At 62.4% G+C, this 14,721-nt stretch carries 14 protein-coding genes; 9 read left to right on the top strand and 5 right to left on the bottom strand.

What is annotated here, in order from left to right:
* The first annotated feature begins 5 nt into the window (after window positions 1–5).
* Together ppk2 and MSTE_RS21245 are read left to right on the top strand one after the other, a co-directional pair.
* Complete coding sequence (gene ppk2 / locus MSTE_RS21250; RefSeq protein ID WP_030096347.1) at window positions 6–872, top strand: polyphosphate kinase 2; 867 nt, start codon at window positions 6–8, stop codon at window positions 870–872.
* 69 nt (window positions 873–941) lie between these two features.
* Window positions 942–1,778: a hypothetical protein gene (locus tag MSTE_RS21245; RefSeq protein WP_096504179.1), complete on the top strand. Its 837-nt coding sequence runs from the start codon at window positions 942–944 to the stop codon at window positions 1,776–1,778.
* Between the two features lie 8 nt (window positions 1,779–1,786).
* Here the strand turns inward: MSTE_RS21245 and MSTE_RS21240 are convergent, their stop codons facing one another.
* The 3 genes from MSTE_RS21240 to MSTE_RS21230 all read right to left on the bottom strand — a co-directional run bounded on the left by MSTE_RS21240 (window position 1,787) and on the right by MSTE_RS21230 (window position 4,951).
* Window positions 1,787–1,978 (bottom strand): hypothetical protein, encoded by a 192-nt coding sequence (locus MSTE_RS21240; protein ID WP_046256038.1) that lies wholly within the window; start codon window positions 1,976–1,978, stop codon window positions 1,787–1,789.
* A gap of 448 nt (window positions 1,979–2,426) precedes the next feature.
* Window positions 2,427–2,864, bottom strand: coding sequence for a PNPOx family protein (locus MSTE_RS21235; RefSeq protein WP_096506207.1), 438 nt, complete (start codon window positions 2,862–2,864; stop codon window positions 2,427–2,429).
* 59 nt (window positions 2,865–2,923) lie between these two features.
* The gene (locus MSTE_RS21230) at window positions 2,924–4,951 is read right to left on the bottom strand and encodes a prolyl oligopeptidase family serine peptidase (RefSeq protein ID WP_096504177.1); all 2,028 of its coding nucleotides are present in this window, start codon (window positions 4,949–4,951) and stop codon (window positions 2,924–2,926) included.
* 78 nt (window positions 4,952–5,029) lie between these two features.
* Here MSTE_RS21230 and MSTE_RS21225 point away from each other — a divergent pair, with 78 nt between their 5' ends.
* The 5 genes from MSTE_RS21225 to MSTE_RS21205 are packed head-to-tail and all read left to right on the top strand — an operon-like array spanning window position 5,030 to window position 8,880.
* Window positions 5,030–5,308 (top strand): putative holin, encoded by a 279-nt coding sequence (locus tag MSTE_RS21225; RefSeq protein WP_030096352.1) that lies wholly within the window; start codon window positions 5,030–5,032, stop codon window positions 5,306–5,308.
* Entirely contained in the window at window positions 5,301–6,062 is a 762-nt protein-coding gene (locus MSTE_RS21220; protein WP_096504175.1) for a hypothetical protein, read from the top strand. Before MSTE_RS21225 ends, MSTE_RS21220 begins: the two co-directional genes overlap by 8 nt.
* A gap of 38 nt (window positions 6,063–6,100) precedes the next feature.
* Window positions 6,101–7,498: a dihydrolipoyl dehydrogenase gene (gene lpdA, locus MSTE_RS21215; RefSeq protein ID WP_096506205.1), complete on the top strand. Its 1,398-nt coding sequence runs from the start codon at window positions 6,101–6,103 to the stop codon at window positions 7,496–7,498.
* Window positions 7,499–7,552: 54 nt separating this feature from the next.
* A complete protein-coding gene (locus tag MSTE_RS21210) occupies window positions 7,553–8,053 on the top strand; it encodes an SMI1/KNR4 family protein (RefSeq protein WP_157997729.1) in 501 nt (166 codons plus the stop codon).
* Entirely contained in the window at window positions 7,951–8,880 is a 930-nt protein-coding gene (locus tag MSTE_RS21205) for an aldo/keto reductase (protein WP_096504171.1), read from the top strand. Before MSTE_RS21210 ends, MSTE_RS21205 begins: the two co-directional genes overlap by 103 nt.
* Before the next feature lie 47 nt (window positions 8,881–8,927).
* Here the strand turns inward: MSTE_RS21205 and MSTE_RS21200 are convergent, their stop codons facing one another.
* Together MSTE_RS21200 and ramB are read right to left on the bottom strand one after the other, a co-directional pair.
* The gene (locus MSTE_RS21200; protein ID WP_070915645.1) at window positions 8,928–9,461 is read right to left on the bottom strand and encodes a carboxymuconolactone decarboxylase family protein; all 534 of its coding nucleotides are present in this window, start codon (window positions 9,459–9,461) and stop codon (window positions 8,928–8,930) included.
* Window positions 9,458–10,888, bottom strand: coding sequence for an acetate metabolism transcriptional regulator RamB (gene ramB / locus MSTE_RS21195; RefSeq protein WP_096504169.1), 1,431 nt, complete (start codon window positions 10,886–10,888; stop codon window positions 9,458–9,460). The genes MSTE_RS21200 and ramB overlap by 4 nt, the downstream gene beginning before the upstream one ends.
* A 533-nt stretch (window positions 10,889–11,421) precedes the next feature.
* Here ramB and MSTE_RS21190 point away from each other — a divergent pair.
* Together MSTE_RS21190 and MSTE_RS21185 are read left to right on the top strand one after the other, a co-directional pair.
* Window positions 11,422–11,838, top strand: coding sequence for an MmpS family transport accessory protein (locus MSTE_RS21190; protein ID WP_096504167.1), 417 nt, complete (start codon window positions 11,422–11,424; stop codon window positions 11,836–11,838).
* A complete protein-coding gene (locus MSTE_RS21185) occupies window positions 11,835–14,714 on the top strand; it encodes an MMPL/RND family transporter (protein WP_096504165.1) in 2,880 nt (959 codons plus the stop codon). Before MSTE_RS21190 ends, MSTE_RS21185 begins: the two co-directional genes overlap by 4 nt.
* Window positions 14,715–14,721 lie beyond the last annotated feature (7 nt).

The raw sequence follows: 14,721 nt of genomic DNA, 5'->3' as shown, positions 1-14,721 counted from the left end.
CGCTGGTGACCGAGACCATTACGGCCGCTGCGCAGGGCTACACCGTCGACGACGATGACGATGACGACCCGGTACTCATCGCGCCCGACGGCGTCGCGGTGGACACCTGGCGAGAGAACTACCCGTACGACGAGCGGATGAGCCGTCATCAGTACGAGCTGGAGAAGCGTCTACTGCAGATCGAGCTGCTCAAGCTACAGAACTGGAGCAAGCGCACCGGCGCCCGGCACGTCATCCTCTTCGAGGGGCGCGACGCCGCCGGTAAGGGCGGCACCATCAAGCGGTTCATGGAGCACCTCAACCCGCGTGGTGCTCGCGTTGTCGCGCTGGAGAAGCCGACCGAACGGGAACGCACCCAGTGGTACTTCCAGCGGTATGTTCCGCATCTGCCGGCTGCCGGAGAGATGGTGTTCTTCGACCGCTCCTGGTACAACCGTGCCGGTGTCGAGCGCGTCATGGGATTTTGTTCCGACGAGCAGCATTCCGAATTCATCCACCAGGCACCGCTTTTCGAGCAGATGTTGGTCAATGACGGCATCAGCCTGACCAAACTGTGGTTCTCGGTATCCTCCGCCGAGCAGCGCACCCGCTTCGCGATCCGGCAGGTTGATCCGGTGCGCCAGTGGAAGCTCTCACCGATGGATCTGGCCTCCCTGGACAAGTGGGATGCCTACACCAGGGCCAAGGAAGAGATGTTCTCGCTCACCGACACCGATCACGCGCCGTGGATCGTGGTGAAGAGCAACGACAAGAAGCGCGCACGCGTCAGCGCGATGCGGCACGTTCTGGGCAAGTTCGACTACGACGACAAGGATGTCGATGTCGTCGGTCAGGCCGATCCACTGATCTTGGGGCGCGCGCTCACGGACTAGATCCCCGCCGCCGCCCGGTTCAGATCCCGAAGTCGCCTCGTTCCGGCCTGCCGGACTAACCTGGGCTCGATGCGATTCCTGTTCGCGGTCCTGCTGTGGCTGCTCACCACTGCCGCGCTGGCTCTGACGGTGACGGCGGCCTGGACACAGTCCCGGATTGTCGACGAGAACGGCTATGTGGTGTTGACGGCGCCGGCGGCTGCCGACGCGAGGGTGCAGCGGGCGATCGCGGGGGAACTCACCACCCAGATCGTGTCGCTGGGCCAGAAGCAGGGCTCGCGTGTCAACGAGACCCAGGTCGCGGAGTTGACCGCCACGTACACCGGTGGCCCGCAGTTCCGTGCGGACTTCGCGTCGGTGAATCGGATGGCGCACCAGTGGTTGTTCACGAACTCGAACTCGGCGCAGCGTGATTCGCAGGGCAGCTGGCAGATCGATGTGGCGCCCATGATCAAGAGCCTGGTGCCGCAGGGGCTTTCCATCAAAGCGCCTGAGACACTGAAGGTCTCGGTTACCGATGACAATCTGGCGGGTCTGACGCCGGGTCGTTTGGTGCCGGTGGCGCGCTTCGGTCAGCTTGCCGTGTGGATATCCTTCGGTTTAACACTCGTGCTCGCGGGGCTGACTCAGTTGGCGGTCCGTAGCCGCGCGAAGGGCCTTGTCGGGCTTGGTATTTCGGCACTACTGGTGGGTGCGGCCGGGTGGGCGGGGCTGGAGATCGGGCGGCGCTACCTGGATCGGCCATTGAACCGGGTCAACGACAATCTGCGTGGCGTGGCCGACAGCCTGGTTACCCAGGCGGTCGGCAATGCCCACCACTGGCTGAGCCTCACGATGGCGGCCGGTGGCCTGGTGATCGTGGTGGGTGTGGTGTCGGGACTAGTGGGCGGTTTGTTGCGGCGCTGACATGAGCGTCAGGCCGCGTGGGCGTCGCGGATGCGCTGCACGTCGTGCTCGACGCAGCCGACGCGTTCGGCGGCGTCACTGACGGACAGTCGACGATCCAGCAGGATGTCTAGCTCGGTGGGCGAAAACTCTGGCTCGGTATCCCACGGAGCACGGTCCCACCCGTTCTCACTCAAGCCGATGAACAAGTCGTTTCTCATCGTGCACCTCACGGCAATCTGGCTCCAACTACCGACCATCCGGGAGCGCTGCAATGCGCTCCCGTCATGTCGGTTAACTACTGCGGCCCGCCAGGCAACTTTGCCAAGGCCAATAATTCAGCTAGCTACCAAGCTAGCCGAGCACACCTAACGGCAACAACTCACGACGGTTACGGATCGGTCTCGATTTCGGTAACGGTGCCCGATGCCGTGGCTCCCGTCCCTCAATTTTGCCCGCCTCTGAACTGGGAAATTAAGAATCTAACCCACTGGTGCTTGCAGTAGTTAGCACCTGTGAGCTGCGGTTTTGTGATCGTTGGCTGGCGGCGATCTGCGAGGTGGAAAACCTATCGAGCAAACTGCATATGTGTGAGTTCGTCATTCGCCGTTGCTTGGCCGACCTGGCGGGGTGATTTGTGAGACTGTCCCGGTCGCTAAGTGACGTGGGTCATGACAGGCGCACGGTCACCATGCTCTCGGCAGCTGCGGCCCGTTCGATATCGGATTGGTTGAAGCTGCCGTCCGAGTTGCGTCGCACGTTGTGGTACTTGGCATCGCGCGGCACTCTGTGCAGCAGGTCGGCCAGTGGACCGGCGATCTGGGGGCCGGTGGACAACTCGGCGGTTCCGTCGAGCCGCTTGCCGCGCACCAATGCGGTGACGGGGCGTCCGTCGCGCAGGTTCTTGGCCCACGCCCTGTCAGTGAAGACGGTCAGCACATCGCCGTCGCGAATGTAGGTGGCGGCCACGTTGTATTCCTTGCCGCTCTTGCGTCCGGTGAAAGTGAACAACGCGATATTGCCGCTGAGCACGGGGTGCAGCGGGCTGCGGAGCAGGCCCCTGACCATCTTGTTGACCCATGGTGGAACAGTGTTGGTTTCGCTCATGGAGCCATTGTCTGCTTCGGCCACCACACCCGCATCGGGGATCGCCCTGAGATTTCGGGTCAGGGTGCGAGCCGGCGCCAGAGGAACTCGATGGCCAGCGCCGCCTTGAATGCCGACTGGTCGTTGTTGGCCGCACCGCCATGGCCACCCTCGATGTTCTCGTAGTACCAGACCGGTTGCCCCGCCTCTTGTAGTGCGGCTGTCATCTTGCGTGCATGTCCCGGGTGAACGCGGTCGTCGCGGGTCGAGGTGGTCACCAGAACGGGCGGATAGTGCTTCTCGGGCGAAATATTCTGGTACGGAGAGTATTTGGAGATGAACCCCCAATCATCTGGATTGTCCGGGTCACCGTATTCGGCGACCCAGGACGCGCCGGCCAGTAACAGGTGATAACGCCGCATGTCCAGCAGCGGGACCTGGCACACCAACGCGCCGAACAGTTCTGGGTAGGCCGTGAGCATCACACCCATCAGCAGTCCTCCGTTGCTGCCGCCCTGCGCGCCCAACTGTGCTGCGGTGGTAATGCCCCGCGCCACCAAATCTCTTGCGACAGAGGCGAAGTCTTCATACGCCAGATGGCGTCCTTCTCGCATCGCCTGGGTGTGCCACACCGGGCCGTACTCGCCGCCTCCGCGGATGTTGGCCAGCACGTAGGTGCCGCCGCGGGACAGCCACAGTTTGCCCAGTACGCCGTCATAGCCGGGAGTTCTGGAGACCTCGAAACCTCCGTACCCGCCGAGCAGAGTGGGTCCCGCTTCGGTGGATCCGCTGGGGCGCACGACGAAGTAGGGAATCGCGGTCCCGTCGTCGGACCGTGCGAAGTGCTGGGTCACCTCAAAGGAGGCGCCGTCGAAGAAAGACGGTGCCGATTTGATGGGGGATACCCAGGCCCCCGCGGTGCCTGCTGTGCCGTGCAGCAGTGTGGACGGCTGGGTGAAACCCGATGTGTCAAGGAATATCTCATCGCCAAGGTCGTCGATCGCGACGATCTGTGTGGTGGCGTTGACGGGCACACCGCCCAGTGGTTCGGAGTTCCAGCTGCCCGGGGTGAACACCACGATCTGGCTCACCACATCGCGCAGGATCACGACGGTAAGCCGTTCCCGGGTCCATGCGTAGTGGTGCAGGCTCGCATGTTCGTCGGGAATGAACACCGCGGTGACGGTGCGATCCCCGGCGAGGAAGTCGGCATAGCGAGCCGCCAGTAGGGTCCCGGCCGAATGCTCGGCGCCGTCCAACTGCCACGGCGACTTGAGTTCGATCAGGAGCCATTCGCGGTGCACCGACACCGAGGCATCGGTGGGGACGTCGATATGCAGCAGCTCTCCGTCGACACTGAGCTCGTGTACTTCGGAATTGAAGAAGTCGGTGGCCCGACTGATCAGGGTGCGTTCGAAGCCGGGGGTGTCATCAAAGCTCGCGCCCACCATCACGTCCGACGATTCGCCGCTGAAAACCAGTTCCGCATCGTCCAGGGACTGTCCGCGCTTCCAGCGCTTGACCAGACGGGGATATCCCGAATCCGTAAGACTTCCGGGCCCGAAATCGGTGCCCACGAACACGGTGTCGGCGTCGATCCACCCGATCTGAGTCTTGGCCTCGGGCAACACGAAACCGTCCGTCACGAACTGCCGTGTTTCCAGATCGAATTCACGTACCACCACGGCGTCCGATCCGCCGCGCGACAAACTGACCAGCGCCCGGTTGAACTCGGGGCGTAGCGCCGTCGCACCCGCCCAGACCCAGTTCTCGTCCTCGCTGTCCGCCAGGGCGTCGACGTCGATGATGACGTCCCATTCGGGTTCATCGAGACGGTATTGATCCAAAGTGGTTCGCCGCCAAAGGCCGCGGGCGTTGTTGGCATCGCGTCGGAAGTTGTAGAGGTATTCGCCTCGCCGACGCACATACGGGATTTGTGCGTCGGTATTGAGAATGGCCAGCGCCTCGGCCCGCATTTCGTCAAATCGTGCACCGGAAAACTCGCCGGTTGTTATCGAGTTGCGTTCGCGTACCCAATTCAGCGGCTCGTCGCCACCGATGTCTTCGAGCCAGAGATGTGGGTCCGGGGAGCGGCGCGCCGACGTCATTTGAGCCAGTGTGCCAGTGACCGCAGTATGGTCGAAGGTGGCCCGGGGGCGGACAGAACACCGAGCAGGAGTTTTCTCGTGATACCACTGCCACGCGCGCAGGTTGTAGCTAGCGCGATGCTGCTGGGGATAGCAGTTGGACTTGTCGCTGGGATGTCTAGCGTGTTCATCGCGCATGAACCAGTGCGGCCCGACCTCTTCATCGGCGTTGTTGTCGCGGTACCGAGCCTGATCGGTTTCTTCATCTTGATCGCGTCCACGCGAAAATGGATGACGGCCGCGGCGGCATTCGTGCTGGCGATTTCTCCCGGGTGGTTCGGGATTCTTGCGGCGATACAGGTGATTCACAGTGTCTGACAAAAATGCAGAAAACACCGTCGAAAAGACGAGCGCTGAAGCCGAGCTTGTCGACGACACGGAGAAGCCGAGCATCGTCGAGGGCGACCTCGCCGATCCGCTGGCCGTGCCGATCGATGGCGGTAGGACCAGAGACGGATTGGATACCGCGACCTTCACCGCGTTCTCGGCGTTCAAGGATGACGAAGACCTGGTGACCACCGGCCGCATCGACACCGATGCGTTGCCGCTGACCGCAGCGTTTGACGTCGCAGGCGACCGCACCGGTGCGATGCCGGTCACGTCGGCCGAATCGATGACGCCCGATCCCTATACCGGCGCGGTTCCGGTGCTCGCCGACGAACCGGCGAAGCCGGTACGGGTGCCCGCCGAGCGGGAACCCGCCTTCCTGAAGCGCTGGGTATTGCTGTTGCTGTTGCTGGCTGTGTGGATTCCCGCCGGCGCGGTCGGACTGCTGCTGTACCAGCATTGGTTCGAGACGCTGTTGCCCAACGACCGGACGGTCGCGGTCACCTACGTGCTGATCTGGGTGTTTGTCTGCGTGGTGGTCGCGCTGCTGTTGGCCATGGTCGAACCGCTCCCCATAGTGGTCGCCCTCGCTTTTGCCGTGTTGACGGCGCCCGCGATCTCGGTGGCGGCCGCCGGTGTGAAGTACGGCTATGTGGCGTGCACCGCACCTTCGGTGCCCGGAGTTCAGTCACTGTGCCCGGAACCGCTGCGCAGTTGGGGCATTCAGTATCGAGACCGGGCTTGACGCTCCCCGCCTGACATCGTCCTACTAGGGTGGAGTTCGTGACTGCACACTATGACGTCGTCGTTCTCGGAGCCGGTCCCGGTGGCTATGTCGCGGCTATTCGCGCAGCCCAGTTGGGCCTGACCACCGCCATCGTTGAGGAGAAGTATTGGGGCGGAGTCTGCCTCAATGTCGGGTGTATCCCGTCCAAGGCGCTGCTGCGTAACGCGGAGTTGGCCCACATCTTTACCAAGGAAGCCAAGACATTCGGCATCAGCGGTGAGGCCACGTTCGATTTCGGTGCCGCGTTCGACCGCAGCCGTAAGGTCGCCGAGGGGCGTGTGGCCGGTGTGCACTTCCTGATGAAGAAGAACAAGATCACCGAATATGAAGGCGTGGGTACCTTCACCGATGCCAACACCTTGGCGATCAAGAAGGCCGACGGTGCCACCGAGACGCTGACCTTCTCCAATGTGATCATCGCCACCGGTAGCAGTGTGCGGCTCGTGCCCGGGACCTCGCTCTCGGAGAACGTGGTCACCTACGAGAAGCAGATCATGACCCGTGAGCTGCCCGGATCGATCATCATCGCGGGCGCCGGGGCCATCGGTATGGAGTTCGCGTACGTCCTCAAGAACTACGGCGTGGATGTCACCATCGTCGAATTCCTGCCGCGTGCGCTGCCCAACGAGGACGCCGAGGTGTCCAAGGAGATCGAGAAGCAGTACAAGAAGCTGGGCGTGAAGATCCTGACGGGCACCAAGGTCGAGTCGATCACCGACAATGGCTCGCAGGTCACGGTCAAGGTCAGCAAGGACGGGCAGGAGAGCGAGCTCGTCGCCGACAAGGTGCTGCAAGCCATCGGATTCGCGCCGAACGTCGAGGGCTTCGGCCTGGACACGACGGGTGTCGCGCTGACCGACCGCGGCGCGATCGCCATCGACGAGCGGATGCGCACCAATGTGCCGCACATCTACGCGATCGGTGACGTCACCTCCAAGCTGCAACTGGCACACGTCGCTGAGGCGCAGGCTGTTGTCGCCGCCGAAACCATCGCCGGTGCAGAAACATTGGAGCTGGGCGACTACCGGATGATGCCGCGGGCGACCTTCTGCCAGCCCCAGGTCGCCAGCTTCGGGCTCACCGAGGAGCAGGCCCGCGCCGAGGGGTACGACGTCAAGGTCGCGAAGTTCCCCTTCACCGCGAATGGCAAGGCACACGGCCTCGCCGATCCGACCGGATTCGTGAAGCTGATCGCCGATGCCAAGTACGGCGAGTTGATCGGTGGGCACCTGATCGGTCCCGATGTTTCCGAACTTCTGCCCGAGCTGACGCTCGCGCAGAAGTGGGATCTGACGGTCAACGAGCTGACTCGTAACGTGCACACCCACCCGACGCTGTCCGAGGCGCTGCAGGAGGCGTTCCATGGACTTGCGGGGCACATGATCAACTTCTGATCTGTCGCGGGCCGGGGGGCCCGTCGTAATCTGCTGGGCGGTAGAGGGGGAAACGTGGCGGAACCAGTTGGAAATCAGGCTTGGCATCAACTACTCGACGCGATGATCGACAACAAGCGGCGGCATGCCTCGGTGGACGACGGACTGTATCCGGTGACCCACCCAAATCCTGGTGCCACTGAGGAACAACTTCGCGCCACCGAGGAACGGCTCGGCCGTCCGTTAGATCCGCAGTACCGTGAGTTCCTCGGTGTGGCTGATGGCTGGGAGAGCTATCACTTCAGTACGAACTTGTTGGGCACCAGCGATATTGGTGTCGGCGATCGTTGGGGTGAGACTGCTCGCACCATCGCGCAATGGCTTGATGAGACAGATACCGCCGAAGACCTGGGTGTCGGCGACGATTCGACCCAGTTCGCGCCGATCGCCGATACCGGCAACGGCTATGCCGGCTGCCTCTATCTGGGTACCAACCTCTGGCCGCGGAAACCGGTCCGGATGCCGCTCGGTCCGTCCAGGCCATCCATCGCGCGCTCGATCTGGGCGTCAGCCTGATCGATACCGCCGAAATCTACGGCCCGTACACCAACGAGGAACTGGTGGGTAAGGCGATCGCGGACCGTCGCGATGAGGTGGTGCTCGCGACGAAGTTCGGACTGATTTCGCATGCCACCGGTGCAACCTTCCAGCCCGACAGCTCGCCGGCGAATATCGCTGTGGCGGTGGAAGGATCGTTGCGCCGATTAGGGATCGATCACATCGACCTCTATTACCAACATCGCGTCGACCCCACCGTGCCGATCGAAGAGGTGGTCGGCGCGGTTGCCGAATTGGTGGCGCAGGGCAAGGTCCGCCACATCGGGTTGTCGGAAGCATCGGCGGCCACCATCCGCCGCGCTCATGCGGTACATCCGATAGCGGCGGTTCAGTCGGAGTACTCGTTGTGGACCCTGGATGTGGAGTCCGCGGTGCTGCCGACTCTGCGCGAGTTGGGAATCGGTCTGGTGCCGTACTCGCCACTGGGCCGTGGGTTCCTGGCGGGATTCATACGGTCCGCGGATCAGTTGGCAGACGGCGATTTCCGAAAGAACCTGCCGAGATTCAGCCAGCAGAACCTGGACAGAAACCGTGCGATCGTCGGTGCCGTGGAAGCCGTCGCGGCCGAGGCGGGGGCGACGCCGGCTCAGATCGCGCTGGCCTGGCTGTTGTCTCGCGGCGAGGGCATCGTGCCTATCCCCGGGACCACGAAGGCGGCACGCGTCGAGGAGAACACGGCAGCCGTGGATGTGGTCCTCTCCCATGCGCAGTTATCGCAGTTGGAGACGATCGCGCCCGCGGTGGGCGAGCGCTACCACGAGGATCTGATGGCCCTGTTGGATTGAGGGCACGCCCCCGCACGCGTGCGGTACCCCCACCCACGTGTGGGGGACTAGAGGTCCAGCGGGATGCGCAAGGATGACATGGTCGCGGCCAGGCCGTCGTACTGCGTGACGAGCAGGCAAAAGCCGATGAGCTGGCGGCGGTCCAGGAACTTCGAGAGTCCCTCCCATGCCTCATCGGAAAGTGTTCTGGTGGTGAGTATTTCGTCGACGCCGGTAATGAGGGCGCGCTCCTTGTCGGAGAGCCCCTCGGCCCCGGCGCCCGCAAAAATCCGCTCTTGATATGCGGGATCGATCCCGGCGGACTTCGCGATGCGTGTGTGGTGCTGCAGCTCGTACGCGCATTCGCGCACGTGGGCCACGCGCAGGATCACCACCTCGGTGTCACGGGTGGACAGCTTGGTGCCGCGCAGGATGGCGCCGGAATACGCCAGCCACGGCCAGAACCGGGTGCCCGTTTGTCCGAGTGTGGTCGCCAGGTGCATCTGCGGTGCGCTAATCGCGCGTGCCATCCCCTTGGCAATCACCCAGTTGATCGGTCCGAGCTCGCGTAGACCACCTGGTGGGATGCGACCATCGCTCATTGTCGGGCTCCTTCTTGCTGAACAAGGTATGGCGACACCGTACTGCGATGCTCGTCAAGGTCCAGAGCCCGCCCGAGTGCGGGGAAGGCGCGCTGCGGGCAATTGTCGCGTTCGCAGACCCGACAACCCACGCCGATGGGTGTCGTCGCGCCCTCGGAGGACAGATCCAGGCCCTGCGAGTAGACCAGCCGATGCGCATGCCGTAACTCGCATCCGAGCCCGATCGCGAATGTCTTACCCGGCTGTCCGTACCGCGACGCACGCCGTTCGACGGTGCGTGCCACCCAGAGGTAGTTGCGTCCGTCGGGCATCTGCGCCACCTGCACCAGGATCTTGCCCGGGTTGCCGAAGGTCTCGTATACGTTCCACAGCGGACAGGTACCGCCGCTGGAAGAGAAGTGAAAACCGGTCGCTGACTGACGTTTCGACATGTTTCCGGCACGATCGACCCGGACGAATGAGAACGGAACCCCGCGCATCGACGGACGCTGCAGGGTCGACAGCCGGTGGCAGATGGTCTCGTAGCTCACCGAGTAGAACGCCGAGAGCCGCTCGATGTCGTATTGGAAGTCCTCGGCCACCCCATGGAACTGCCGGTAGGGCAGCACCGTGGCGGCGGCGAAGTAGTTGGACAGGCCCAGCCGCGCCAGTTTGCGAGATTCCTCGGAGGTGAACTTGCCGTCGTCGACCATGGTGTCGATGAGATCGCCGTACTCCAGGTAGGCCAGCTCGGCGGCCAGTTTGAAAACCTGCTGCCCCCCGGAGAGGTGGTTACTGATCTCCAGCGTCTTGGATACCGGGTCGTACTTGTGCAGAACGCTGTCGCCGAGGTCGATGCGCCGGGCGATCTGCACGCCGTGCACTTCGGTGATACGGTCGGCGATCTCTCTGGCGAGATCAGCCCGGTGCATGCGCATCCGAACCGTCAGGTCTTCGGCCGCGGTGTCGAGCTCGTGGAGGTAGTTGTGCCGCTGATAGAAGTAGTCGCGCACCTCCTCGTGCGGCATGGTGATCGAACCGCTGCCGCTGCCGTCGGTGTACCGGTCTTCGGTAGCCGCCGCCAACTGCGTGGTGGTGATCCGGTAGCGCCGATGCAGATTGACCATGGCGCGTGCCAAGGCGGGATGTCCGGCGACGACATCGGCGATCTCGGCGGGATCGACGTCGATGTCCAGGTCCTTGTCCTGAACCACCTCGCGCAGCTCGGCGATGAGGCGGCTGTCGTCCTGGGAGGAGAAGAACGTCGCGTCGACGCCGAACACTTCGGTGATACGCAGGAGCACCGCGACGGTCAGGGGACGGACGTCATGCTCGATCTGGTTGAGGTAGCTCGGGGAGATCTCCAGCATCTGGGCGAGCGCAGCTTGGCTGAACCCGCGTTCGCTGCGGAGTTGACGAAGGCGCCCTCCAACGTACGTTTTGGACACGCTGACCAGCCTACGCGCCTTGCGAACTCCATCTTCGCAGTCTTGGCAAGGTGTGGATCGGCCCAGGATGCTCTCGGGATCGCGATGCCCGAGCCGGATGCCGGCGAGCAATCAAGCTGGTTTGCTTTCTGGGCCCATCCGGGACGGGTCGACCGGCGAACATGGCAGGCTGAGCTGTCTCTCGCTATGACCGGCGCCACTGTCGCCGTCGGTTCGGCCCTGAGGTCACAAAGGGGGGCCTCAGCTGCTGATTAGCCATCCGTTCACCCATTCGTAGGAATTGGAGAATCGGACGATCGTGGTTGCCCACGGCGGTATGCAGTAAATCTGTACACGTCTGTATCCAAAATAGCGTGCTACTCATTGCATATCGGGTGTGCAACGGGTACATACGCGACTCTCATGCATGGTCTAATCTTTAACGGCCGGGAGCGCCGCTGAGGCGTTCCGCGTTTTGCAATTGGGATGTGCATGTCCGAGCATGGTGCCGGATGCGGAGATAGACGAGGAGGGTTACGATTCTTCGGCTTTTGATGCGTCTGTGGATTCCGCTACTGGTGCTCGCGGTAATTGGTGCCGGCGGTTTTACGGTGTCGCGGCTTCACGGTGTATTCGGTTCCGAGAACCGTCCGTCGTATGCCGATACGAATGTCAGTGACGCTAAATCGTTTGATCCCAAGAAGATGTCGTATGAGGTTTTCGGATCGCCGGGGAATGTGGCCGATATCAGCTATTTCGATGTCAATGGTGATCCGCTGTACATTCAGAAAATCCCATTGCCATGGTCGGTGAAATTCGAGATCGGTAAGACGACAGCGGTGGGAAGCATCATGGCGCAGGGGGATGGCGGCAGTATCGGGTGCCGCATCATCGTGGACGATGAGGTTAAGTCCGAGAAGGTGACAAATCAGACCAATGCCTTTACCTCATGCCTGCTGAAGGCCGCATGAGCGAGGGCGACGGCAAAGGTCAATCACACCGACCGATAATGGCGACCATTATCCGCAAGGGTGCGGTATTCATTATCTTGGGCTGGCTTGCGATCACTGTCTTGCTGACCGTCAAGGTGCCGCCGCTGGAGATCGTCGAAAGGGAGCATTCGGTCTCCCTGAGCCCGCCGGACGCACCCTCCGTCAAAGCAATGACACAGATGGGGAAGGTTTTCCAGGAATCCAATTCCGAGAGCGTCGCAGTGATCGTGCTCGAGGGAGAGAACCCTCTCGGCGACGATGCGCACAAGTATTATGACGCCGTCGTCCGTCAATTGAAGGACGATCCGAAACATGTGCAGCATATCCAGGACTTCTGGGGCGACCCGCTAACCGCTGGTGCCGCCCAGAGTGCCGACGGCAAAGCCGCGTATGTGCAATTGAATCTCACCGGGCGCTTTGGCCAGGCCGATGCGAACGAATCGGTGGAAGCCGTTCAGAAGATCGTCAAAGACACTCCGGGGCTGCCGCCGGGGGTCAAGACCTATGTCACGGGCCCCGCGGCCGTCGTCTCCGATATGTCGGAGAGTGGAAACCGGACGGTCATCCTCATCACCTTGGTGAGTGTTGGCGTGATTTTCCTGATGCTGCTCCTGCTCTACCGGTCATTCATCACGGTCATCATCTTGTTGTTCACCGTCGGTATCGAGCTGCAGGTTGCGCGAGGACTCGTCGCGTTCCTCGGCATGCACGGGATCGTTGGCCTTACCACCTTCGTGGTGAACCTTCTGGTGTCTGTGGGCATCGCCGCAGGTACGGACTACGGAATCTTCTTCACCGGGCGGTACCAGGAGGCGCGTCAGGCAGGCGAGGATCGCCAGACCGCCTACTACACCGCCTACCGCGGGGTGGCCAAGGTCGTGCTGGCATCTGGCCTGACCATTGCCGGTGCGATCGCGTGTCTGCATTTCACCCGGCTGCCGTATTTCAAGCCGCTGGGCATCCCCGGTGCGGTCGGCATCCTGGTCGCGGTGGCGGTTGCGCTCACCCTGGTTCCGGCATGCATCGCCGCGGGTAGCCGCTTCGGGCTTTTCGATCCCAAGCGGCAGGTGACGACGCGGCGCTGGCGGCGGCTGGGTACCGCGATCGTGCGCTGGCCCGGACCGATTCTCGCCGGGACGGTGGCGATCTCACTCATCGGGCTTTTGACGCTGCCGGGATACAACCCCAGCTACACCGACGCGAAGTACATACCGAAGGACATCCCCGCGGTTCAGGGACTCGTTGCCGCCTCGCGGCATTTCCCGGAATCGAAGATGTCTACGCCCGACATCCTGTTGGTCGAGGCGAATCACGACATGCGTAACTCGGCCGATCTGCTGGTGTTGAACAGGCTGGCCAAGGCGGTGTTCGCGGTGCCCGGCATCGCCAACGTGCAGTCCATCACGCGTCCCGAGGGAACGCAGATCGAGCACTCATCGGTGCCGTTCATGCTCAGCATGTCGAACGCGAGCCAGCGATTGAGTCTGCCGTTCCAGCGCGCGCGTATGGACGACATGCTTAAGCAGGCCGATGACATGGGAACGACGATCGCGCTCATGCAGCGCATGTTCGATCTGATGAAACAGATGGTGGCGACCACTCACCGGATGGTCAGCACCACGCACGATCTTCAGAAAGATATGTCCACGCTGCGGGACCACATCGAGAATTTCGAAGACTTCTGGCGGCCGATCCGCAACTACTTCTACTGGGAGAAGCACTGCTTCGACATTCCCATCTGCTGGTCGATCAGGTCGATCTTCGATGCGCTCGACGGCGTCGATCAGGTGACCGACAAGATGCAGACTCTGGTGGGCGATCTTGACGAGCTGGACAGGCTGATGCCGCAGCTGCTCGAGCAATTCCCCATCATGATCGACACCATGAAGAGCACCCGCGAATCGATGCTGACGATGCACAGCACGATGTCCGGAATCTTCGCCCAGATGGATGAATCCACCGAGAACTCGACGGCCATGGGCAAGGCATTCGACGCGTCGAAGAACGATGACTCCTTCTATCTGCCGCCGGATGTGCTGAACAACAAGGACTTCAAGCGGGTCATGAAGATCTTCATGTCGCCCGATGGCAAGTCGACGCGCATGCTCATCTCTCAGCGCGGAGATCCCGCGACACCCGAAGGCATTTCGCGGGTGGAACCGATCAAGACCGCCGCGGAGGAAGCGCTGAAGGGAACTCCGCTGGAGCACGCCAAGCTCTCCCTGGCGGGTACGGCGGCGGGTGTCAGTGAGCTGGTCGATGGATCAAAATACGACCTCTTGATCGCGGGTGTCGCCGCCCTGTGCCTCATTTTCATCATCATGTTGTTGATGACCCGGAGCTTGGTGGCCGCGCTGGTGATCGTCGGAACCGTGGCGTTGTCACTGGGCGCGTCGTTTGGTTTGTCTGTGCTTGTCTGGCAACACATTTGCGGTATCCAGATCAACTGGGTGGTGTTGGCCATGTCGGTCATCGTGCTGCTTGCGGTGGGCTCTGACTACAACTTGTTGCTCGTCTCCCGTATGAAAGAGGAGTTGGGCGCCGGCCTCAACACGGGCATCATCCGAGCGATGGGCGGCACCGGCAAGGTGGTGACCGCTGCCGGGCTGGTCTTCGCGGCGACGATGGGCTCCATGATCGTCAGTGACCTGCTCACCCTTGGGCAGGTGGGAACCACGATCGGTTTGGGTCTGTTGTTCGACACCTTGATCGTGCGAGCGTTCATGACGCCGGCCATTGCCGCGCTCCTGGGCCGGTGGTTCTGGTGGCCGCTGCAGGTGTCGCCCCGGCCGGTCGGTGCGGTGCACGGGTGGAAGGGACCGCGCCTCGTCCGTTCCGTGCTGCAGAGGAACTAGCGGCGGC

Source organism: [Mycobacterium] stephanolepidis, from assembly GCF_002356335.1.
Taxonomy (GTDB): Bacteria; Actinomycetota; Actinomycetes; order Mycobacteriales; family Mycobacteriaceae; genus Mycobacterium; species Mycobacterium stephanolepidis.
Note: the sequence above shows the minus strand (reverse complement) of the source record. Positions and strands in the feature narration are given on the sequence as shown.